The following is a 22288-nucleotide window of genomic DNA, read 5'->3' on the forward strand; positions in this document are numbered from 1 at the left end:
CTCCCCTCCCCCGCCCTACCTCCGATCTCCCGGAGGTCGTCCACACCCGGCTGCGGATGAGGGCCGGCGACGGCACCCGGGGTGCCCAGTGCGGACTACGTTCTGGCGATCTCCTGCCGGACTTGGCGGGTGAAGCGACGCAGGAGGTCCAGCGTCTCCCGGAACTCGGCTCGGCGGTCGTCCCTGCCCTCGGTGGGCCGGGTGCTCCAGACCCGACGCGCGAGGGCATCGGCGAGATCGACGGTGTCGTCGGAGCAGAGCAGGTAGAGGGCTGAGCGTGCTTCCTGCAGCCGGTTCGCCAACTCGTTGGCTCCCGGACCGTCGTCACTCAGCTGCGTTTCCTTGAGGTGGTCGAGCAGCTGCACCGCGGCCGTGTTGAAGCCGATCCCGGCTTTGAGCTTCTGTTCGCGGAGCCACATGCGGTCCTGTCGGCGCGCGGTGAACCACGCCCCGAACACGGCCCCTATGAGTCCGATAGCGGCCCCGATGGCCACGGGCAGGACGTTTCCCACGGTCAGCTCCCCCCGACATACAGCGACGCCAGGCTACAGAGGGGTTCGGTGATCCAGACGAAACGGCCTAGCCCACCCCCCGCCCCTCCCCCACCTCCGGCACCCTGTCCAACTCCATCCCGAAGCGGTCCCGGTACACCGCCAGCACCTCCGCGTCCGAGCCCAGCTCGGTCACCTCGCGGTCGCCCTCCGCCGAGGTGACGGTGAACGTGCGACCGCTGAGCGTGATGCGACCGCCGTTCTCCGTGAGCCGGGAGCAGACCAGGGACTGGGTGAAGTGGGAGGCCGGTGAGGTGCTGTGCCACCAGGCCCCGGCCACGAAGTCACCGAGCACCCTCGGCCGTGTCTCCAACCGGTACTGGGGCTTGCCGTTGCGGAACACGTCCAGGTCCCCGAACTCCCGGCCCCCGCTCTCCCGGTCCGCCTCGGCCACCCGGAACACGCCGCCCGGATCGTCCTGCTCGGCCCGGTCCCCGAACTCCAGCGGATAGTGGCTGTTCGCCCCGAACCCGACATCGGCCAGCCAGTCGCCCCCATCCACCGTCCGCACCCGCAGCGCGAGATGGTCGTACGGGATACCGAGCCGCCCCTCCTCGCCGTACACCCGGGCCGCGAGCAGCGTCACGTCGAACCCGAGCTTCGAGAGCAACGCCCCGAACAACCCGTTCAGTTCGAAGCAGAAGCCGCCCCTGCGCGCCCCCACCACCTTGTCCAGCAGGCGCTTCTCCTCCAGGACGATCTCCTCTCCGAGGTGGATCGACAGGTTCTCGAACGGCACCGCCCGTAGATGGCGCACGTGCAGTTCACGCAGGAGGTCGACGGTGGGCCAGGCCTGCTGCTCGGCCCCGAGACGGTGAAGGTAGGCGTCAAGCTCTGCGGTGTCCATGCCCTCAGTCTCTCGCCACGAGCAACTCCTTCGCCGTACCCGCGACGGCGACCGCGCCGTCCTCGTCCGTACGCAGCACCGTGGCACCCCCGGCCCGCAGCGCCGCGACCGTACTGGGCGCCGGATGACCGTACGGGTTGTCCGCGCCCACGGAGATGAGAGCCAGCTCGGGAGCCATGGCCCGTATCAGCCCCGGATCCTGGTAGGCCGAACCGTGGTGGGCGACCTTCACCACGTCCACGGCTGCCAGCGCGGCAGCCTCCGGAGACCTCGCCAGCTCCCTCTGGCCGGGCGGTTCCAGGTCGCCGAGGAGCAGCAGGGTCAGCCCGGCCGAGCGGACGAGCATGGTGACGCTGGCGTCGTTCGGTCCTTCCGGCGTGACCGCGTCTCCCGGCGGCCACAACACCCGCCAGGCGAGGCTGCCCGTGCGCCGCTCCTCCCCGGCCACGGCCCGTGTCAGCGGGATCCGCCGGGCCGCCGCCTCCCTGCGCACGAACGCGGCCTGCTCCACGGGCTCCTCGAACCCCGTCGTCGCGATCGCCCCCACCGAGCGCCCCCGCAGCACCCCCGGCAGCCCCACCACATGGTCGGCGTGGAAGTGCGTGAGGACCACCAGCGGAATGTCGGTGATGCCGAGCGAGGTCAGACAGCGGTCGACCAGCACCGGATCGGGACCCGCGTCCACGACCACCCCGGCCCCGTCGCCCGCCGCGAGCACGGTGGCGTCCCCTTGGCCCACGTCGCACATCACAAAACGCCATCCGGGCGGCGGCCACCCCGTGATCACCCTGGTCAGCGGCGGTGGCTGCACCACGACCAGCAGGAACGCCATCAGGCAGGCCCCCACCAACCACGGATGGCTCACCAGCCGCCGTCCGACGAGGACGACGACCACGGTGACCATGCCGAGCAGCAGCGCGCCGGCCCAGCTGCCCGGCCAGTCCACACCCGCGCCGGGCAACGAGGCCCCGGTGCGGGCGATGTCGGCGATCCAGCCGGTCGGCCAACTCGCGCACCAGGCAAGGCCCTCGGCCACGGGCATCGCCATCGGTGCCGTCGCCAGGGTGGCGAACCCCAGCACCGTGGCCGGGGCCACCGCGAACTCCGCCAGCAGGTTGCACGGCACCGCCACCAGGCTCACCTTGGCCGACAGCACGGCCACGACCGGCGCGCACACCGCCTGCGCGGCTCCCGCCGCCGCCAGCGCCTCGGCCGGACGCGGTGGCATCCCGCGCCGCCGCAGCGCCGCACTCCAGCGAGGCGCGAGGGTGAGCAGGGCGCCGGTCGCGAGGACGGACAGCAGGAAGCCGTAACTGCGGGCCAGCCACGGGTCGTACAGCACCAGCAGCAGCACCGCCGTCGCCAGTGCCGGGATGAGGGACCTGCGGCGCCCGGTCGCGATGGCCAGCAGCGCGATCGAACCGCACGCCGCGGCCCGCACCACACTCGGGTCGGGCCGGCACACGATCACGAAGCCGAGTGTCAGCGCCGCACCGGCCAGCGCGGTCGCCCGCAACGGGATCCCCAGCCGGGGCGCCAGCCCTTTCCGCTCGGCCCGCTGAGCCAGCCCCGGCGGGCCGATGAACAGGGCCAGCAGGATCGTGAAGTTCGCGCCACTGACAGCAAGGAGATGCGTGAGATCGGTCGCCTTGAACGCCTCGTCCAGCTCCGCCGTGACCCGCGAGGTGTCCCCGACGACGAACCCGGGCAACAGGGCCCGCGCGTCCGCGTCCAGCCCGTCGGTCGCCTCCCGCAGCCCCGCGCGCAACCGCCCCGCGACCCGCTGCACCGCGCTCGCCCCCTCCACCACGACCGGGGCCCCACCGCCCCGCACCCGCAGCACGCCCGCCACCCGATCTCCCCCGACCATGGCCGGCACGGCCTGCGCCACCACCCGCACCCGGGTGGACGGCAGCAGCGAGAGCCATGCCGCCCGCCCGGCACCCGCCTCCACGTCGACGATGACCAGCACCGGAGTCCGGGTGGCGACAAGGGCCCCGTCCGGGCTCCGCACGCGCCGTACCTCGGCCTGGAGGAGCACTGCGGCCGGGGCCGCGCGGTTGCCCTTGATCCGAGGGCGGGTGAGGCGCGGGTCGGAGGTGAGCTCCACGTCCGCCGTCACCCGGGCGTACTGCTCGGCCAGCCCGGGGACCGGCCCTCGCCGCAGATCCGCCCCGTGAAGCCCGGCGGAGGCCGCAGCCGCGCCCGCGCAGAGCAGCACCGCGGCGAAGGACACCCTCGTCCAGACCCCGCCCCCACGCCCACGCCCACGCCCGCACGCATGCCTCTGCCGATACCCAGTCCCAGCGAGCCCCTGCCCCTGCCCCTGCCCCTGCCCCTGCCCCTGCCCCTGCCCCTGCCCCTGCCCCTGCCGGAAGACGAGCAGAATCACCCCCGCCACCACACAGACCAGGACCACAGCCGTGACCCACCCCGGCGAGGCGTGCACCGTCAGCGCCGCCGTCGCCCACGCGGCCAGCGCCGGTGGGACGAGGCGCAGATCCGTGGGCCCCTCCTGCCTGGGGTGCGCGTCGCCGAGTCGGCTACCGGCGGCCGCGTGCACGGCGGATCGCAGCCGAGCGCCGGGCACCGCGGCCCCCGCCGACGCGCTCTCTTCCTCTGCCGTCGCCCTCATGGCCGTACGAGATTCCGTAGGTCGGCGAAGCGGCGGTCGCCGATGCCGTTGACCTCACGCAGCTCGTCCACCGAGCGGAAGCCGCCGTGCTGGGTGCGGTAGTCGATGATGTGCTGGGCGAGGACGGGGCCCACGCCAGGCAATGTGTCCAGTTGGTCGGCGGTGGCCGTGTTGAGCGATACGGGGGCCGTGGGCGCCGATCCCGCCGCGGCTCCGCCTGCCCCAGCCGCAGCACCGCCACTCACGCCCGCTCCGGCCACCGGCGCCGGAGTGCCGACCAGGACCTGTTCGCCGTCCGCGAGGAGCCGGGCGCGGTTGAGCCCGTCGGTGTTCGCTCCCGGCCGCACCCCGCCCGCCGCCCGCAGCGCGTCGGCGACCCGCGAACCGGCCGGGAGCCGTTGGATGCCGGGTCTGCGTACCTTGCCGCTGACGTCCACCACGATCGTGGGCCCGGCCGAGGAGTCCACCGCCCCGGACGAGGCGCCCTGCACCGCCGCCACGCCGCCGTCTCCGGGCTCACCCCACGGTGCCTGCGTGCCCCCTGGCGCCGCCGAGGCACCCGGCACGCCCGCCCGCACCACCTCGGGTGCGCTCACCGACTGGGTCCGGCCCGCCCAGAAGTGCTGTGCCGAGAACACCGCCGCGACGACCAGCACCACGCTCAGCGCGACCACACTCTTCCGCTCCAGGCCGCACCGCAGCTGCAACCACAACGGCAGTCGGTCCCGCATGGCAGGCCCCACCCGCTCGCGCCACGCACTCCTCGGGTCACGACCGACGGCCCCGTCACCGACTTCCGAAACAGACGCAACCCGGTCACCAGCCCCGCCGTCGGCTCCCGAAACAGACGCAACCCGGTCATCAGCCCTGCCGGGGCCGGCAATGCGCGAAGGAGCTCCACAGCTCACGGCCCGCTCCCCAGCCGGTCCACCGGCGTCCGGGACCGCACCTTCCGTCCTCCCCTTGGGCGCCTGCGTCGGCGGTCCATGCCCCAACTCCCGGGGCTCCCTGGCCGCTTCGGGAAACAACGCCTCCGCGCGCAGACGCAGAGTCTCCGCCGATGCCTGGTGACGGCGGCCGGCCCGCCCCCTCGGCCGCCGAGGGTGGTGGTGTCGGGCGCGTCCGTCGGAGGAGGGGCCCCGGCCGGGGCCGCTGGTGACCATGGCCGTGCGTGAACGTGATCGAAGTGCCATGGCACGAGGATGGGGCAGACTCACCCACCCATGATGATCTTGGTCAATTCCCGTGGATTACTACCCAGTTGTGGATAACTCCGTCACCCACACGAATGAACGGGCCGAATCGAGCGAACGGGCCGAGACCGGCGAACGGACCGAAAACCAGGGAACAGCCCGAGACCGCCGAACAGCCCGAGACGAGTGACCAGACCGAGACCAGCGCCCCCACCCGCCTCATCGAGGCGAGACGACCGCCCCCAGCAACCCAGGCCCGGTGTGCGCCCCGATCACCGCCCCGACCTCGCTCACATGCAGATCGGCCAGCCCGGGCACCCGCCCCCGCAGCCGTTCCGCGAGCGCGGAGGCCCGCTCGGGCGCCGCGAGGTGGTGGACGGCGATGTCGACCGGCGCCCCGCCCGCCCGCTCGGCCACGATCTCCTCCAGGCGGGCGATCGCCCTGGACGCCGTACGGACCTTCTCCAGCATCTCGATACGGCCGCCCTCCAGCTGCAGCAGCGGCTTGACCGCCAGCGCGGAACCGAACAGGGCCTGTGCCGCACCGATCCGTCCGCCGCGGCGGAGGTAGTCCAGGGTGTCGACGTAGAAGAACGCGGATGTCCCCGCGGCCCGCTTCTCGGCGGCTGTGACGGCTTCGTCCACCGTGCCGCCCGCCTCCGCGGACTCGGCGGCGGCCAGGGCGCAGAACCCGAGGGCCATGGCGACCATCCCCGTGTCCACGACGCGCACCGGCACGGGTGCCTCGCGTGCCGCGAGCACGGCCGCGTCGTACGTGCCGGAGAACTCGGCGGAGAGGTGGAGGGAGACGATGCCCGTGGCACCCGATTCCGCGACCCTGCGGTAGGTCTCGGCGAACAGCTCGGGGCTGGGGCGGGAGGTGGTGACGGACCGTCGTTTCTGCAGCGCCTGGGCCAGGGAGCGCGCCGAGATCTCGGTCCCTTCTTCGAGCGCCTGGTCGCCGAGGACCACGGTCAACGGCACCGCGGTGATGCCGTGACGCTCCATCGCCGGCGGCGGCAGGTAGGCCGTTGAATCGGTGACGATCGCGACATGGCGGGACATGAGCTGGAGGTTACCCGCCGAGCCGCGCCGACGGCAGCCCGGCCCCTGTCACCCGCGACCGCGCGGAGCGGCCCGACCGGGCGGAGCGGCTCAAGTGGTGCTCTCCGGACGGGGCTTCTTCTGCCACGGGTAGGTCGGCCGCGCGCTCGGCGGTGTGATCGCCGGCCTGGTCGGCTCCTGACCACCGGGGGCCTCCCCGCCGCGGGACGCGCCCCCACCGGATCCGGCACCACTGGGCCTGGCACCACCGGACCGGGCTCCACCCGACTCGGAAGTCTCCTGCCAGGTCTGCCCGGAGGTGGCGGTCGGTTCGGGTTCGGGCGCCTCGGGCCACACCGCGGCGGGCTCCGTCGTCCAGTGCCGCAACGCGCCCGCCTCGACGTCGATCTGCGCGCTGAGCGTGTCGAGGTCGTCCTCCGCGAACTTGCGGGCCCGGTCGTGCGCCGCCCAGCGCAGCGAGTCGGCGGACTTGACGACCCGCTCCGTGCGCTCGCGCAGCGCGGGCAGCCGCTGGGCCAGCTTGGCGCGGTCGGGCTCGGGCTCCAGGCGCCGCAGCTCGTCGTCCAGCTCACGGCCGTGCTTGCTGAGCTGCTCGAAGAGGGCCAGGGACTCCTTGAGCGACTCGTCCTCGCCGACGCCCGCCCGCAGCGCCTCCTGGGTGGCCCGCATGGAGGTGCGCAACTTCAGCCGCAGGTCGGCCAGTTGCCCGGCGGGGCCGGGCTGGGCCAGGCTCCTGGCGCGCAGGGTGGTGTCCTCGACGGTCCGCTTGGCCTGCGTGATCGTACGGTCCACGCCGCGCTTGGCCGCGCCGACCGCCTTCACCGTGGCGTACGCGCCCAGGACCACGAACAGCACGAAGAACAGGGCGACGACTGCGATGACGGCTTCCACGACGCGCTCCTTCTCCGACCGGCACGGGCATGTGCTGCGGCGCTCTTCCACGGTAAACGCAACAGGCAGGTCCCAGGTTCCATCGGAACCCGGAACCTGCCCGTAGGGGACGACCCCGAACCGCCGCCGACCGACAGCGGTGGGTCCACCTGCGGCTACCGCAGGTCACCACGCGGCCGCGCGGCGAGGCTCACACCGCACTCACGTGACGATGTTCACCAGCTTGGGCGCCCGCACGATCACCTTCCGGATCGGCGCCCCGGCCAGCGCCGCGACCACCTTCTCGTCACCCAGGGCCACCTTCTCCAGCTCCTCCTCGGAGATGGTCGGCGGCACCTCCAGCCGGGCCTTGACCTTGCCCTTGATCTGGACGACACACGTGACGGCCTCGTCGACGACGTACGCGGGGTCGGCGACGGGGAAGTCCTGGTGCACGACCGAGTCGCTGTGCCCCAGCTTGCGCCACAGCTCCTCGGCGATGTGCGGGGCCAGCGGAGCCACCAGCAGGACCAGTGCCTCGGCGACCGGGCGGGACACCGGGCCGCCCACCTTGGTCAGGTGGTTGTTCAGCTCGGTGACCTTGGCGATCGCGGTGTTGAACCGCAGTCCCTCCAGGTCCTGGCGGACACCGTCGATGGCCTTGTGCAGCGCCCGCAGGGTGTCCTCGCCGGGCTCGGTGTCGACGACCGTCACCTCACCGGTGGTCTCGTCGACGACGTTGCGCCACAGCCGCTGCAGCAGCCGGAACTGGCCCACCACCGCGCGCGTGTCCCACGGCCGGGAGACGTCCAGCGGACCCATCGCCATCTCGTACAGGCGCAGCGTGTCGGCGCCGTACTCGGCGGCGATCTCGTCCGGCGTCACCGCGTTCTTCAGGGACTTGCCCATCTTGCCCAGCAGACGGGAGACCTTCTCGCCCTGGTAGTAGTGGGCGCCGTCGCGCTCCTCCACCTCGGCGGCCGGTACCGCGATGCCTCGGCTGTCACGGTAGACGTAGGCCTGGATCATGCCCTGGTTGAACAGCTTGTGGAACGGCTCGGCGGAGGAGATGTGCCCCAGGTCGTACAGGACCTTGGACCAGAAGCGCGCGTACAGCAGATGCAGCACGGCGTGCTCGGCGCCGCCGACGTACAGGTCGACGCCACCGTGCGGCCGGCCCTCGCGCGGGCCCATCCAGTACCGCTCGATCTCCGGGTCGACCAGCTTCTCGGAGTTGTGCGGGTCCAGGTAGCGCAGCTCGTACCAGCAGGAACCGGCCCAGTTGGGCATGGTGTTGGTCTCACGGCGGTAGGGGCGCGGGCCCCGGCCGTCGCCCAGGTCCAGCGTGACGTTCACCCAGTCGGCGTTGCGCGACAGCGGTGTCTCGGGCTGGGTGTCGGCGTCGTCCGGGTCGAAGGTGCGCGGGCTGTAGTCCTCGACCTCGGGCAGCTCCAGCGGCAGCATCGACTCGGGCAGCGAGTGGGCGACGCCGTCCTCGTCGTAGACGATCGGGAAGGGCTCGCCCCAGTACCGCTGGCGGCTGAACAGCCAGTCGCGCAGCCGGAAGTTGACGGTGCCCTCGCCGATGCCGGACCGCTCCAGCCACTCGGTGATGCGGGCCTTGGCCTCGACGACACCCAGGCCGTCCAGGGAGACGCCCGCACCGGTGGAGTTGACGATCTTCGCGTCGTACGACACGAAGGCGTCGTCCCACGTCGAGGTGTCGGTGCCGCGGCCGTCGGTGGGCTCGACCACACAGCCGATCGGCAGCTCGAAGGCGCGCGCGAACTCGAAGTCGCGCGAGTCGTGGGCCGGGACGGCCATGATCGCGCCGGTGCCGTAGCCCATCAGGACGTAGTCGGCGATGAAGACGGGGATCCGCTCGCCGTTGACCGGGTTGGTGGCGTACGAGCCCGTGAAGACGCCGGTCTTGTCCTTGGCCTCGGCCTGCCGTTCCACGTCGGACTTGGAGGCGGCCTGCGCACGGTACGCGGTGACGGCCTCGGCGGGCGTCGCGTGACCGCCGGTCCACACGTCGTGGGTGCCCTCGGGCCAGGCGTCCGGGGTGAACTTGTCGACCAGCGGGTGCTCGGGGGCCAGCACCATGTAGGTCGCGCCGAACAGGGTGTCGGGGCGGGTGGTGAAGACGGTGATGCGCTCGCCGTCGATCGGGAAGTCGACGCGGGCGCCCTCGGAGCGGCCGATCCAGTTGCGCTGCTGCAGCTTGATGGCCTCGGGCCAGTCCAGCTCGTTCAGATCGTCCAGCAGCCGGTCGGCGTACGCCGTGATCCGCATGTTCCACTGGCGCAGCTTGGCCTTGAAGACCGGGAAGTTGCCGCGCTCGGAGCGGCCGTCGGCGGTGACCTCCTCGTTGGCCAGCACGGTGCCCAGGCCGGGGCACCAGTTGACCGGCGCGTCGGAGGCGTACGCCAGGCGGTACTCGCCCAGGACGTCGGCGCGTTGACCGGCGTTCAGCTCGCTCCAGGAGCCGCCGCCGGGCAGCGCGCGCTCACCGGACTCGAACTGGGCGACCAGCTCGGCGATCGGGCGGGCCTTGTTCGCCTCGTCGTCGTACCAGGAGTTGAAGATCTGCAGGAAGATCCACTGGGTCCACCTGTAGTAGTCCGGGTCGATCGTGGCGAACGACCGGCGCTTGTCGTGGCCCAGGCCCAGCCGGCGCAGCTGGGACTTCATGTTGTTGATGGCGGCCTCGGTGGTGACCCGGGGGTGCTCGCCGGTGGCCACGGCGTGCTGCTCGGCGGGCAGGCCGAAGGCGTCGAAGCCCAGGGTGTGCAGGACGTTGTGGCCGGTCATCCGCTGGTAGCGGGCGAAGACGTCGGTGGCGATGTAACCCAGGGGGTGCCCGACGTGCAGGCCCGCGCCGGACGGGTAGGGGAACATGTCCATGATGAACTTCTTGGGCCGGGCGGCCACCTCCGCGTCGCCCGCCAGGTCGCCCGTGGGGTTGGGCGCCGCGTAGGTGCCGTCGGCGTCCCAGAAGTCCTGCCAGCGTGCCTCGATCTCGGCCGCGACGGCGGCCGTGTAGCGGTGCGCGGCCACTTCGGCGGCAGCGGGGTTCGTCTCGCTCATGATCCTCAAAGCTCCATCGATCGTCTCTGCCGGCGGGTTGTTCGTCCAGGAAACGAAAAATCCCCTCGCACAGGAGGGGACGCCGCGCTGATGCCGACCACGCCGTCAACGGCGGTCGGGACTGATCAGCGCGGCCCGCTAAGCAGAAGGCGTACGGCACGCATGCGATCAGGGTACCGCAGCCCCGATGAGCACGGACCCGCCGCGTGTCGGCCACGAGATCCGGCCAAAAATGTTGAACTTTATTCAAATCTTACTTCGCGTAACAGCCACTAAGGGACAACACAGATGTGAGATTGCCCCTTGATAACAACGCAATAACTCAAACCTCGTACCGCCCGGTATTGGCACCACTTACAGTTCGACGACGGGACCGCTTTCCCGAACTGTTCGGAGTTGCCCCCATGAACCCTCGTCGCAGTAACAGCTCGCTGCCCCAGACAGGCCGCTCGGCCTACGGGATAGCCACAGCTGCCGCTCTGCTGCTGATACCCGTAAGTGTGCTGATCGGAGGTGACGCGTACCGGGAGTTCCTCGACTTCGGCGCGGGCGTCCTCTCGCTCGTCTCGCTGACGTGCTCGGTGCTCTGGGGGCTCGTCGCCCAGGACCGGACCCTGCTCACGGTGCGTCAGCGGATCATCGGCCAGGCCGTCCACCGGACGACCGCCATCGCCGCGGTCGCGTTCCTCGTGCTCCACGTCTCGGTCAAGCTGGCACTGAACCACGTCTCCGCGATCGCCCTGTTCCCCTTCGCCCTCGGCGTGGCGGGCTCGGGCGCGCTCATCGGCTTCGGCGCGACCGCCGGCTCCATGATGATCTTCGTCGCCATCACCGGAGCGCTGCGCAGCAACTTCGCGTCCCCGGCGCCGGTCGCGGCACGCTGGCGAGCGATGCACATGATGGCCTACCCAGCCTGGTGTTTCGCGCTCGTGCACGGACTCTACGCGGGTCGAGAAGCCAAGCCGATCTTCGTGATCCTCTACTCCGCCGGCCTGATCGCCGTCGCGGCCGCCCTGCTGCTGCGCGCCGCGCCCCGTGAGGTCAAGCGCCAGGTGGTCGAGCGCGTCGCCGCCCTCCTGGGCACCGACGGCCAGCGGCCCCCCGAGGTCGACGACCTCGTGAAGTCCCGTTCGGCCCTCCAGGGCCTGGACGAGAGCGGCGGACGCCGCGAGGGCGGTCGGCGTGACCAGATGCGTGACACCGGCCAGTTCCCCCTGCCCGGCTTCGGTGGCGGACAGGGCAACCCCCCGTTGGGCGACCCGCTGGTCCCGCCGCAGCGCGCGGCCGCCTCGGCCGACAGCGGCCCCGGCTTCGCGGCCGCGTACCGCGCGGTGTCGATGACCCCGCGCGCCTCGGAGCCCACGGCGCCCTATCTGACCCAGCAGCAGCCGCCGCTGGACATGCAGCCCACGCAGGCCATGCCGCGCATGGACGACGGTTCGACCACGGGCAGCACCCGCTGGCCGGCTCCGTCGCCGCCGCCGGTCGGCGAGGCGCCCCCGTCGGCGTACGACCCGATGCAGGACACCTTCGCCGGACAGCCGTTGGGCGGCCAGACGTACCAGGGCCAGGCGTATCCGGGCCAGGCCTACCAGGGCGAGACGTACAACACGGGTGCCGCCGAAACTTCCTACGGAACGGCTGAGACGAACGCCCCCTACGGCACGTACATCCCGAACGACACGTACAACAGCGGTCCCGCCACTGAAACGCTGTCCGGCTACGAGGACTACAACCAGCCGGGCTCAGGCGAACCCTGGAACGCGCCTTCCGGAGGATTTAAGTGAACGAGGCCCTTCCCGACGTCCCCGAAGTCCGAGTGGTGGGGCTCCCCCAGCTCACCTCGGGCTTCGACCTCGTCGAGAGACTCGACCTCCCCATGCACCTGAAGGTGCACGGTCCGCTCGAACCGATGGGCGGCGAGCAACTCGCCCAGCTGTCCGAACGGATCAACCTGAAGGGCAGGGGCGGCGCGGGCTTCCCGTTCCACAAGAAGCTGCGCTCGGTCGCCGAGTCGGCGATCAAACGCGGTATCCGACCCGTCGTGGTCGTCAACGGCAGCGAGGACGAACCCGCCTGCCGCAAGGACACGGTGCTGATCAACCGTGCCCCGCACCTCATCCTGGACGGCGCCCTGCTGGTCGCCGAGGCCCTGGGCGCCCGCCAGCTGGTCATCGGGGTGACACGTGAATCCACCCAGCGTTCGATGGAGGCCGCCCTCTCCGAGCGCGGGCTGAGCAACCGGCGCGGCGCCGCCATCCGCGCGAGCGTGCAGCGCAACCCGGTCCGCATGGTCACCGGCGCCGCCGGCTCGCTGATCCGCTCCATCGACGGCGGACCGCCGATCCCGCCCGGCCGCAAGACCAGCGCCTCCAAGAGCGGTGTCGGTGGCGCGCCGACGCTGCTCTCCAACGCGGAGACGTTCGCCCAGCTCGCCATCGGCGCCCGCATCGGCTCCGAGCGGTACGGCAACACCGGCCTGTACGACGAGCCGGGCACCGTCATGCTCACCGTCTCCGGCGCGGTGGCCCGCCCCATGGTGATCGAGGCGCCCACCGGCGTGCCGCTGCGCTACATCCTGCAGCTCGCCGGCGCCCCGCCGGTCCCGCAGGGCGTACTCACCGGCGGCTACCACGGCAAGTGGATCGACGCGGCGACGGTCAACGAGGCGGTCGTCTCGCGCAACTCGCTGGACGCGGTGGGCGGCGCGCTCGGCGCGGGCGCGATCCTGCCCATCAGCCAGGAGACCTGCCCGCTCGGCGAGTCGCTGCAGGTCGCCAAGTGGCTCGCCGAGGAGAGCGCGGGCCAGTGCGGTCCCTGCTATCTCGGCCTGCCGGCCGCCGCACGCGGTATGGAGGACATCCTCAACGGCGGCGGCCCGGCCGCCCTGGAGGCCCTCAAGCAGGTCGCGAAGAACGTCAAGCGGCGCGGCGCCTGCTCGCACCCGGACGGCTCCGCGATGTTCCTGGAATCGACCATCAAGGCCTTCACGGACGACCTCGCCGCACACGTCCTGGGCAACGGCTGCGGCCGGCCCGTGGAGGGCGTGCTGCCGCTCTTCGAGGGTGGCCGCATGCCGACCGGCATCCCGGGCGGAGGAGGCGAGGAGGAGAGCGGCGCGAGCCGCCAGAAGATCTTCGTCGACTGGACGCTCTGCCGGGGCCACGGCCTGTGCGCCGACATCCTCCCCGAGGTCTTCCAGCTCGGCGCCGACGGCTTCCCCACCGTCGCCCAGGCCAAGGTCCCGCAGTACGCCGAGGCGAAGGCACTGCGCGCGGTGCGCCGCTGCCCCGCGCTCGCCCTGCGCATCGAGGAGGACAACCGCCCCTCCTCCGTATGCCGTCGTCGTCGCCAACAACGCGAAGACCCCGTCCACTTGGACGGGGTCTTTTCTGTGGAGCTAAGGAGAATTGAACTCCTGACCTCCTGCATGCCATGCAGGCGCTCTACCAACTGAGCTATAGCCCCTTGCTGTGTTGCCGCCCGGTTCCCCTGGCGACGACGCCAACATTACCGGTCCCCCACGCGCACCACCAAATCGTTTCCGGCAGGTGCGAACTATGAATGGATCGGGGTGCTTTTGCCGGATTTCGAAGGGCCCACCGCTCGACCGCCGTTCACGCTCCCGTCCGCCGACGGCCGCCACGAGGCCGCTGGGGCACCGTGGCGGCCTTACGACGTGCGGCAGCCGGGGACGGGCGCCGAGTTGACGCTCAGGCCGTCACGAACGAGTAGAAGCGTTTGAGCGTGCAGTGCTCTTCGAGGAGCCGGCCGTAGATCGGCTCGCCCTCCAGCTCACGGTACGTCTCGATCGGGTCGCCTTTTATGATCAGCGCCCGGGCGCATTCCTCGCACCAGTACTGGTAGTCGGCGTTGACGGGCTCCATGTCGCGGACGATGGGGGTGCCGCTGCCGCACCAGTCGCACTTTCTCCTGTGTGCACCCATCGATCAGCTCCAGCTGTGGCCGCAGGCCGTGCACACGTAGGAGATCCCTCCGTTGTCACCGAGGACTTGGGCAACGTGGAGCGAGCCGCAGGAAGGGCAGAGGAGGGTGGTCTTGCTCCGCATCACCACCGCACCGGGAAGGTCGTGGACCCTCCCGCGGATGCTCGCAGGCATCGCTTCTCCCTCCCGTCGGGCCGCGCCCCCTTCCGGCCGTTTGATTCTGCCACGGCCGGACCAATACGGTCAGCGACGCCTTCGTACCAGTCCAAGCACGGAGCGGGAAAGAAGGCCGTCCGCAGAGGTATACGCCTCCGGAGCCACCCGTGCTCAAGAAGGGACGCAGGTCACACACGAAAAAATCCCGCTCCCTCACGGGAACGGGATCTTCTGTACCAATCTGTGGAGCTAAGGAGAATTGAACTCCTGACCTCCTGCATGCCATGCAGGCGCTCTACCAACTGAGCTATAGCCCCTTGTGCCACACGGACGGCGGTCACTCGGTGTTTCGCCCCGCTCGGCGGGGCGAACAAGAAGAACTTTAGCCTGCGACCAGCCGGAAAGTGAAATCCGGCTCCCGAGCCGTGTGACCAGGCCTCTTACGGGGCTCAGTCGTCGTCGCCGAGCACCGGCTCGGGGAGCGTGCCGGCGTTGTGCTCCAGGAGCCGCCAGCCGCGGGCGCCCTCCCCGAGGACGGACCAGCAGCAGTTGGACAGGCCGCCGAGGCTCTCCCAGTGGTGGGGGTCCAGGCCGAGGAGGCGTCCGATGGTGGTGCGGATGGTGCCGCCGTGGCTGACCACCACGAGGGTGCCGTTCTCCGGGAGTTTGTCGGCGTGCCGGAGCACCACGGGGGCCGCACGGTCGGCGACCTCGGTCTCCAGCTCGCCGCCGCCCCTGCGGACCGGCTCGCCCCGCTTCCACGCGGCGTACTCGTCGCCGTACCGGGCGATGATCTCGTCGTGCGTGAGGCCCTGCCAGACGCCGGCATAGGTCTCGCGCAGGCCCTCGTCGTGGCTGACCTCGAGAGCGGTGAGCGCGGCCAGCTCGGCGGCCGTGTTCGCGGCGCGCGCGAGGTCGGAGGCGACGATCGCGTCGGGCTTGAGGGAGGCCAGCAGCCGGGCGGCGCGACGGGCCTGGCCGAGGCCGGTCTCGGTCAGCTCGACATCGGTGGTGCCCTGGAAGCGGCGCTCCACGTTCCACGAGGTCTGGCCGTGCCGCCACAGGATCAGGCGGCGGCCCCTGCCCTTGCGGTCCGCCGCGTCGATGCCGCCCGTCACCGCAGCTCCCCGCCCAGCTCGGCCTCCTCCTCGGCTGCCCGCAGCTTGGCGTGCTCCTCGCCCTTGCCGCGGGTGGCCTTGGCGTCGGCGGACAGCTCCAGCTCGGGGCAGTCCTTCCAGAGCCGCTCCAGGGCGTAGAAGACCCGCTCCTCGCTGTGCTGGACGTGCACGACGATGTCGACGTAGTCGAGCAGCACCCAGCGGGCCTCGCGGTCGCCCTCACGGCGGACCGGCTTGGCGCCGAGTTCCTTGTTCAGCCGCTCCTCGATCTCGTCGACGATCGACTTGACCTGGCGGTCGTTGGGCGCGGAGGCGAGCAGGAAGGCGTCCGTGATGGACAGCACATCGCTGACGTCGTACGCGATGACGTCGTGCGCGAGCTTGTCGGCGGCCGCCTGTGCGGCGGTGTGGATGAGCTCGAGGGAGCGGTCTGTGGCGGTCACTACACGGCTTTCGGTCGTCGGTCAGGAACCCTCACGGGCTACTGCAAGGATCTCACGGCCCACCGACACCGCCCCACGGTTTACGGATCAGGCCCCGGAGCGGCGCCGAGAGGGCGGCTCCGGGGCCTGCTGTCGATCGCCCGGTCCGGTCAGCCCGCGGTGCCGGTCGCGCCGGTGGTGCCGGTCGTGCCCGTCGCACCGGTCGTCCCCGTGGTCCCGGTCGGCTCCGTCGTCTCGTAGTTCTGGCCGAGGACGACGGAGACATCGGCGTTGGAGGTGGTCTCGCCCTTCTTGACGGCGCTGGTCGGCAGGCCGAGGGTCTTGGCGACCTCGATGGCGTCCTGCTTGCGGGCCGCGTCGGAGTAGGTGACCCGGGAGGTCGCCTGGGCGGTGGCGGTGGTGCCGGCGTCGAGGAACGTGTAGCCGCCGTTGAGGACGACGACACGGGCCTGTTCGGTGGCGTCCTTCTCGCCGGTGGCGTTGCGGATGCCCACCCGGACGGCGTCCCCGGCGTCGGGGCTCTTCGCGGCACCGCCGAGCAGGTCCTTGACCACGCTGTCGGAGTCCTCGGCGCTGAGCGTGCCGTCCTGCTGGACGGGCAGCAGCTCGGTCGTGTAGTCGCCGCCCTTGGCGTGGTCGGCGAGCTTGGCGAGGAACGTGCCGAGGTCCTTGTCGCTGAGGGAGGGGTCGAGGATCTGGGCCAGCGTCTGCACGGTGACGGTGGCGGCCTGGGCGTCGGCGGACAGCTTGCGCAACACCCCCCGCATGACCTGGCCGAACCGCTTCAGCTGCGCGTCCTGCGATTCGCCGGAGGCCCGGTAGGTGGCGTAGGCGACGGCCATCTTGCCGCTGAGGGTCTGCGCCTTGCCCTTGGTGACGAGGGGCGCGGCGCCCTTCTCGGCCTCGGGGTCGGGCACGTCCGTGTTCGTGTCGACGTCGATGTTGCCGACGAGGCCGACGAGGTTGTTCAGGTAGGGGGTGTCGAGCCGCCAGGTGCCCTCGATGTCGGTGCCGAGGACGGTGTCGAGGGCGTCGCGGGTGCCGGAGGAGCCGTCGTCGTCGACGGACTTGGCGAGGGTGGTCGTGGTGCCGTCGTCACCGGTGAGGGCGAGGGCGTTGGGGATCAGGACGGTGGCGCCCCGCTCGGTGGTGGCGTTGTTCACCAGCAGCGCCGTGGAGGTGCCGCCCCCCTTGGTGTCGTGCAGGTGGACGACGATCACGTCGCGTTTCTGGGCGGCCGCGGAGGTGGTGGTGCCGGTCCGCTCGTCCGAGGACGCCCCGGGCAGCATGCCCGCCCACCACAGGTAGCCGACGCCGCCGACCGCGACCAGGGCGAGGACCACCACCAGGGCGACCATCCGGCTCTTGGCCCGCCGCTTGGCCTCCTCGCGGCGTTCGGTGCGGTTCTCGGTGAAGTTCAGCCAGTCGATGACGTCCTCGGAGTCACCGTCGGGCTCCTCGACGAAGGCGAACTGCTCGGTGCGGTACTCCCGCTCCCCGGAGTCGCCCTCCGGGGAGACGTCGTCGGCGGGGGGCCCGCTCTCCCCGGCGGTCGTGGGCGGTGCCGACTGCTGCGGGATGTAGGCGGTCTGCTCCGTGACGGGGGCCTGCAGGCCGGTGACGGCCGTCTGGCCGTAGGGGTCGTACGGGTCGTAGCCCTGCCCCGGTGCCTGCCGACCGGTGTCGTAGCCCGTGTCGTAACCCGTGCCGTACCCCTGCGGGTGCTGCTGGTCCTGGCCGGTCCCGTACGGGTCGTAGCCGTAGCCCTGGCCGTACCCCTGGTGCTGCCCCTGGGACGGCTGTGTTCCGTAGGGGTCGTACGCCTGTTGTTGAGGCACCTGCTGGGTGGGCGCCTGTCGGTACACCGGCTGCCCGTACTCGTCGTAGCCGACGAGTTCGTAACTCTGTTCGCCGCCCCCGTAGCCGGCGTCGTATCGGTCGTTCACCGGTGCCCCTCTCGGCTCACTCGCCGCGGTACAGCTGCCGCTTGTCGATGTAACGCACGACGCCGTCCGGCACCAGGTACCAGACGGGGTCGCCCTTGGCGACTCTCGCACGGCAGTCCGTGGAGGAGATGGCGAGCGCCGGGACCTCGACCAGCGAGACCCCGCCCGCGGGCAGGCCCGGGTCGGCCAGGGTGTGACCCGGACGGGTGACCCCGATGAAGTGCGCGAGGGAGAACAGCTCCTCGGCGTCGCGCCAGGTCAGGATCTGGCCGAGCGCGTCGGCGCCGGTGATGAAGAAGAGGTCGGACTCGGGGTTGAGCTCGTGCAGTTCGCGCAGGGTGTCGATGGTGTAGGTGAGGCCCTTGCGGTCGATGTCGATGCGGCTCACCGAGAAGTGGGGGTTCTCGGCCGTGGCGATGACCGTCATCAGATAGCGGTCCTCGGCCGCCGAGACCGAGCGGTGGGACTTCTGCCAGGGCTGGCCCGTCGGCACGAACACGACCTCGTCGAGGCCGAACTGGGCCGCGACCTCCTGGGCCGCCACCAGGTGCCCGTGGTGGATCGGGTCGAACGTGCCGCCCATGACGCCGAGACGGCGCCTACCGGGCTGCGACGGGCGGTTTCCCGGTGCGCCGGAGGCGCTGTCGGCCCGGCCGTCCCTGGTGTCGTTCGCCTGGTCGGCCGCCCTGTCGAGCTCCGGACCGGTAGGCGTTTCCTGCTCTCCCATGCGTGGAGAGCCTACCGGCCCGGCTGACGCGCACCGTTCGAACGTCCTTTTGCGCGGATTAGCGATCGCGGTTGAAGCGGGTGGTGATCCACAGCAGCAGCATCAGGGCGAGGAAGGCTCCGCCGCCGGTCAGGTAGGGGCTCAGGCTCTCGTGGTTGCCGCTGTGCTCCCCGCCGCCCTCGGCGGCGAAAGTGACCAAGTCGGCAGCGGTGCTGTGGAAGCTCATCGTCGGCGTGACCTATCCGGGTGTGGGATCGGGATAAAGACCCGCCCATCGTATGCGGGGGGTCCGCCGGCGATCACGCCGACTCCGCCCAGGGATGAACGGAGGCCCCGCGGAACGCGTAGTTCCCGTACGAGACAACCGTTCGGGCGCCGCCGGCGTCCTTGTCGTCGGCGGGCGTCAGTCGTCCCGCTTGTATCCACGCCGCAGGAGCCACGCCATCAGGACGGAGCCCAGGACCATCACGATCAGCACCACACGCAGCAGATTGCCCGCTCCCTGTTCCTTCGCGGCGACGTCCGCGGCCTCGGTGAGCCAGGCGGACGCGGGCGGGTGCGGGAGATGTCCCATCGAGATCGCTCCTTACGGTTGATGCCCTGCCACGGTAACTCCGCCTAGGCTGGACCCCGCTTCGGGGGCAACATGGGCAAACAGAGCATGGGGGAAACATGCCGGACGACAGCCACGAGCAGAACGGGCACGAGAACGTGCCGAGCAGGCAGCGCAGGCGCTTCGAGGGGATCTCCTCCCGGGCGTACGAACACCCCGCGGACCGCTCGGCGCTGGTGGCGCTGCGCAAGCTCAGCGGCTTCGACACGGTGTTCAAGGCGCTCAGCGGTCTGCTGCCGGAGCGCAGCCTCAGGCTGCTGTTCCTGTCCGACTCCGTACGGGTCTCGGACCAGCAGTTCGCCCACCTCAACGACATGCTGCGGGACGCGTGTTACATCCTGGACCTGGAGAAGGTCCCGCCGATGTACGTGAACCAGGACCCGCAGCCGAACGCGATGTGCATCGGTCTGGACGAGCCGATCATCGTCGTGACCACCGGGCTCGTCGAGCTGCTCGACGAGGAGGAGATGCGGGCCGTCATCGGTCACGAGGTGGGCCACGCACTCTCCGGCCACTCGGTGTACCGGACGATACTGCTCTTCCTGACGAGCCTCGCCCTGAAGGTCGCGTGGATCCCGCTGGGGAACCTCGCGATCATGGCGATCGTGACCGCGCTGCGCGAGTGGTTCCGCAAGTCGGAGCTGTCCGCCGACCGGGCGGGTCTGCTGGTCGGCCAGGACGTCCAGGCGTCGATGCGCGGTCTGATGAAGATCGCGGGCGGCAACCACCTGCACGAGATGAACGTGGACGCGTTCCTCGCGCAGGCCGAGGAGTACGAGGCCGGGGGCGATCTGCGCGACTCCGTCCTCAAGATCCTCAACGTGCTGCCCCGCTCGCACCCCTTCACCACGGTGCGCGCGGCCGAGCTGAAGAAGTGGGCCGAGTCCCGCGACTACCAGCGGATCATGGACGGGCACTACGCGCGGCGCAGCGAGGACAAGGACACCTCGGTGACCGACTCCTTCCGCGAGTCCGCGACGCACTACACGAGCAGCGTGAAGAACTCCAAGGACCCGCTGATGAAGCTGGTCAGCGACATCGCGGGCGGCGCGGGTGACCTCGGTGGCCGGGTCCGGCGCGGCTTCGGCGGGTTCGGCGGCGGCAACGGCGGCGGTACGGCCACCGACGCCGGCCCGGGTCAGGGCGGCGGCACGGACACGGCCCAGGAGGACAGGCCCCGCGACGACGAATGACGCGAGGCGACCGCCACCGGCACGGAAAGCGCCCGGCACGAAGGACGTCCCTTCGTGCCGGGCGCTTTCTCTTCCGGGCAGCCCCGGCTCACACCTTCGGCTGGGCGCTCTGCGCGAGGGTGCCGCACAGGGCGGTGGCGGCGCCCGTGTTGTACGGGTCGGTGCCCGCGGCCGGGCCGCCCGCCTTGGCGGTCTGGCCGGCGAGGAGCGGGCGCAGATGGTTGGTGGCGTCGTCGGCGCAGGCCAGCGGCCCGGCCTGGACGTAGGAGACGACGACCTCGGCCTGGTGGGTGCGCAGGTCGTCCTGGTCGAAGCGGAAGTGCAGCTCGCGCCGGACGGTGAACAGGGAGGCCTCGGCGTCGGCCTGGTCGCCGGTCGGTCGCAGCGCGTACACGAGGGTGTGGGCGGCGACGACCTCCAGCGTGCCGGAGTCGAACTCGGCGGCCTGGAGGGTGCCGTGGACGCGGATCCGCCGGTCGGCGAGTTCCGCGCGGGACGGGTCGAAGCGGACCAGCCAGCCGGTGGGGGCGTGCCGCCCGTCCGCCGCCGGCTGGTCGAAACTCTGCTCGAACTGGTCGAGCTGGTCGGAGTCGACCAGCCGCCGCACGGGCTGGACGGTGGCGCCCCCGAGGACCTCGGGGTCGAGCGCGGAGGCGACCAGGTACTCCTTGGCGATGGTCAGCGCGGACACGACCTGACTGTCGGTGAAGTGCGCGGTGCGCCGGGTGGCCGGCATCGTGATGCCCTCGGCGCCGATCCGGAACTGGGCGGCGGGACTGTGCGTGTACAGCGTTTCCGCGTCCTGGGCGCCCGGCACCGCGGACTGCGGGGAGAGCGGGATCACCGTCATCCTGAGCGGCTCGGTGGGCCCAGCGGCCGGGGTGTCGTACGGGTGACGGACGCCCATGTAGATCGCGGTGCCGAAGGCGAGGGCGATCAGCAGGACGAGGATCAGTGCCTGGCGGGAGAGGCCGCGGCGGATGGGCGGGCGGCGGCGCACGGCAGGGGCGTGGTCGGAGAGGCGCTCGTCGGCGGAGAACTCCTGGAGGCGGGCAGCGCGGACAAACGATTCGTCGAAGACGACGGATCGGTATTCGTCCTCTCCACCGCCGGGGGCGCCCTCGGGAGTCCCCTCAGGTGGGTTTCCTGGCCCGCCCATACTTGGAGAGTAGGTCTTCGAAGGCCTCGGTAAACGCCGTGGTACACGTCAACTTCTGACAGGTCCTCACCAGGTTCGGGCAGCGTCGCCGAGCGGTCCGGCAGGGCCCGTACGAGGCCTGGTCAGGGCGTGCGGGGATCCGCGGAGACCGCAGGCTGGGAGTAGTCCGCGGAGGCGGAGGGGCCGGTCGGGGTTTTCTGTTCGACGCCGCTGGTGGCGGGTGGCGTGATCTCGCCACGCCCGGACGAGGCACCCCGGTAGACCGCGGTGAAGGCCAGCGCGACCATGCCGATGCCCATCACGAGGGCGAGGAGCCAGGCCACGGGCCGGTGCCAGCGGGTCTGCTTGCCGTACGGCCTGCCGTAGAGGCCGTCGGGACCGTAGCGGCCGTCCATGATCTCGGTGTCGTCGAAGTCGTCCAGGTCGCCGTCGCGGCGGTGGCCGAAATCGGGGCCGTCGGGGCCGAAGCCGTCGTCGTAACGGTCGTCGTCGCCGCGCACTCCTCTGGAGTGCGCCCGGCGGGCTTCGGCCTCCTGGGCGGCGGCACGGGCCTCCGCCGCTGCGAGCAGACGTTCGACAGCGGTCGGCTCGTGCACCACGGCCGCCCGGACGAAGTCCTCGTCGAAGACCACGGAGGCGAACTCTTCGTCCATACCCCCGCGGTCGCGGTCGTCGTCGGGCTCCCAGCCGTCCGGGAACGGCGTGCCCCCCACGTCCTCCGGCACGGATCCAGAG

The 22288-nt window shown here is 71.2% G+C and carries 18 protein-coding genes, 2 tRNA genes and 1 pseudogene; 3 read left to right on the forward strand and 18 right to left on the reverse strand.

Annotated features, from left to right (window positions below; all coding sequences use genetic code 11):
* Positions 1-95: 95 nt before the first annotated feature.
* From RM704_RS38560 to leuS, 7 genes are all read right to left on the reverse strand, one after another.
* Positions 96-512, reverse strand: a complete 417-nt coding sequence (locus RM704_RS38560) for a hypothetical protein (RefSeq protein ID WP_033525838.1) — start codon at positions 510-512, stop codon at positions 96-98.
* Positions 513-579: 67 nt separating this feature from the next.
* Positions 580-1398, reverse strand: coding sequence for an arylamine N-acetyltransferase family protein (locus tag RM704_RS38565; RefSeq protein WP_033525837.1), 819 nt, complete (start codon positions 1396-1398; stop codon positions 580-582).
* Between the two features lie 4 nt (positions 1399-1402).
* Positions 1403-3961 (reverse strand): ComEC/Rec2 family competence protein, encoded by a 2559-nt coding sequence (locus tag RM704_RS38570; protein WP_033525844.1) that lies wholly within the window; start codon positions 3959-3961, stop codon positions 1403-1405.
* A 68-nt stretch (positions 3962-4029) separates the two neighbouring features.
* Positions 4030-5226, reverse strand: a complete 1197-nt coding sequence (locus RM704_RS38575) for a ComEA family DNA-binding protein (protein ID WP_033525836.1) — start codon at positions 5224-5226, stop codon at positions 4030-4032.
* A gap of 219 nt (positions 5227-5445) precedes the next feature.
* Positions 5446-6291 (reverse strand): DegV family protein, encoded by an 846-nt coding sequence (locus RM704_RS38580; protein ID WP_033525835.1) that lies wholly within the window; start codon positions 6289-6291, stop codon positions 5446-5448.
* Positions 6292-6381: 90 nt separating this feature from the next.
* Positions 6382-7182, reverse strand: coding sequence for a hypothetical protein (locus RM704_RS38585; RefSeq protein ID WP_033525834.1), 801 nt, complete (start codon positions 7180-7182; stop codon positions 6382-6384).
* Between the two features lie 201 nt (positions 7183-7383).
* Positions 7384-10251 (reverse strand): leucine--tRNA ligase, encoded by a 2868-nt coding sequence (gene leuS / locus RM704_RS38590; RefSeq protein WP_033525833.1) that lies wholly within the window; start codon positions 10249-10251, stop codon positions 7384-7386.
* Between the two features lie 404 nt (positions 10252-10655).
* Between leuS and RM704_RS38595 the strand changes: the two genes are divergently transcribed.
* Positions 10656-12038, forward strand: coding sequence for a ferric reductase-like transmembrane domain-containing protein (locus RM704_RS38595; protein WP_311592540.1), 1383 nt, complete (start codon positions 10656-10658; stop codon positions 12036-12038).
* A pseudogene (locus RM704_RS38600) lies at positions 12035-13585 on the forward strand (NADH-ubiquinone oxidoreductase-F iron-sulfur binding region domain-containing protein); the annotation flags it as partial. The gene RM704_RS38595 and the pseudogene RM704_RS38600, both read left to right, overlap by 4 nt.
* Before the next feature lie 61 nt (positions 13586-13646).
* Here the strand turns inward: RM704_RS38600 and RM704_RS38605 are convergent.
* The 9 genes from RM704_RS38605 to RM704_RS38645 all read right to left on the reverse strand — a co-directional run bounded on the left by RM704_RS38605 (position 13647) and on the right by RM704_RS38645 (position 19162).
* Positions 13647-13719, reverse strand: a tRNA-Ala gene (locus tag RM704_RS38605).
* A 245-nt stretch (positions 13720-13964) separates the two neighbouring features.
* On the reverse strand, positions 13965-14198 hold the full coding sequence (locus RM704_RS38610) for a hypothetical protein (RefSeq protein WP_005479297.1): 234 nt from the start codon (positions 14196-14198) through the stop codon (positions 13965-13967).
* A gap of 400 nt (positions 14199-14598) precedes the next feature.
* Positions 14599-14671: transfer RNA gene (locus RM704_RS38615), tRNA-Ala, on the reverse strand.
* Positions 14672-14803: 132 nt separating this feature from the next.
* Positions 14804-15472, reverse strand: a complete 669-nt coding sequence (locus tag RM704_RS38620; RefSeq protein WP_033525830.1) for a histidine phosphatase family protein — start codon at positions 15470-15472, stop codon at positions 14804-14806.
* Positions 15469-15915, reverse strand: coding sequence for a ribosome silencing factor (gene rsfS / locus RM704_RS38625; protein WP_033525829.1), 447 nt, complete (start codon positions 15913-15915; stop codon positions 15469-15471). The genes RM704_RS38620 and rsfS overlap by 4 nt, the downstream gene beginning before the upstream one ends.
* Before the next feature lie 149 nt (positions 15916-16064).
* The gene (locus tag RM704_RS38630; protein WP_033525828.1) at positions 16065-17861 is read right to left on the reverse strand and encodes an LCP family protein; all 1797 of its coding nucleotides are present in this window, start codon (positions 17859-17861) and stop codon (positions 16065-16067) included.
* 16 nt (positions 17862-17877) lie between these two features.
* Entirely contained in the window at positions 17878-18588 is a 711-nt protein-coding gene (gene nadD, locus RM704_RS38635; RefSeq protein WP_033525827.1) for a nicotinate-nucleotide adenylyltransferase, read from the reverse strand.
* 58 nt (positions 18589-18646) lie between these two features.
* The gene (locus tag RM704_RS38640) at positions 18647-18814 is read right to left on the reverse strand and encodes a hypothetical protein (RefSeq protein ID WP_033525826.1); all 168 of its coding nucleotides are present in this window, start codon (positions 18812-18814) and stop codon (positions 18647-18649) included.
* A 177-nt stretch (positions 18815-18991) separates the two neighbouring features.
* The gene (locus tag RM704_RS38645; protein ID WP_033525825.1) at positions 18992-19162 is read right to left on the reverse strand and encodes a hypothetical protein; all 171 of its coding nucleotides are present in this window, start codon (positions 19160-19162) and stop codon (positions 18992-18994) included.
* A 98-nt stretch (positions 19163-19260) separates the two neighbouring features.
* Here RM704_RS38645 and RM704_RS38650 point away from each other — a divergent pair, with 98 nt between their 5' ends.
* Entirely contained in the window at positions 19261-20394 is a 1134-nt protein-coding gene (locus RM704_RS38650) for a M48 family metallopeptidase (RefSeq protein ID WP_033525824.1), read from the forward strand.
* Positions 20395-20482: 88 nt separating this feature from the next.
* Here RM704_RS38650 and RM704_RS38655 read toward each other — a convergent pair whose 3' ends face one another.
* Entirely contained in the window at positions 20483-21553 is a 1071-nt protein-coding gene (locus tag RM704_RS38655; RefSeq protein ID WP_033525823.1) for an SCO2583 family membrane protein, read from the reverse strand.
* Positions 21554-21675: 122 nt separating this feature from the next.
* Positions 21676-22278, reverse strand: a complete 603-nt coding sequence (locus RM704_RS38660) for an SCO2584 family spore wall biosynthesis protein (protein WP_033525843.1) — start codon at positions 22276-22278, stop codon at positions 21676-21678.
* Between the last annotated feature and the right edge of the window lie 10 nt (positions 22279-22288).

The sequence above is a fragment of the Streptomyces gottesmaniae genome (genome assembly GCF_031845845.1).
In the GTDB taxonomy this organism is placed as follows: domain Bacteria; phylum Actinomycetota; class Actinomycetes; order Streptomycetales; family Streptomycetaceae; genus Streptomyces; species Streptomyces akebiae.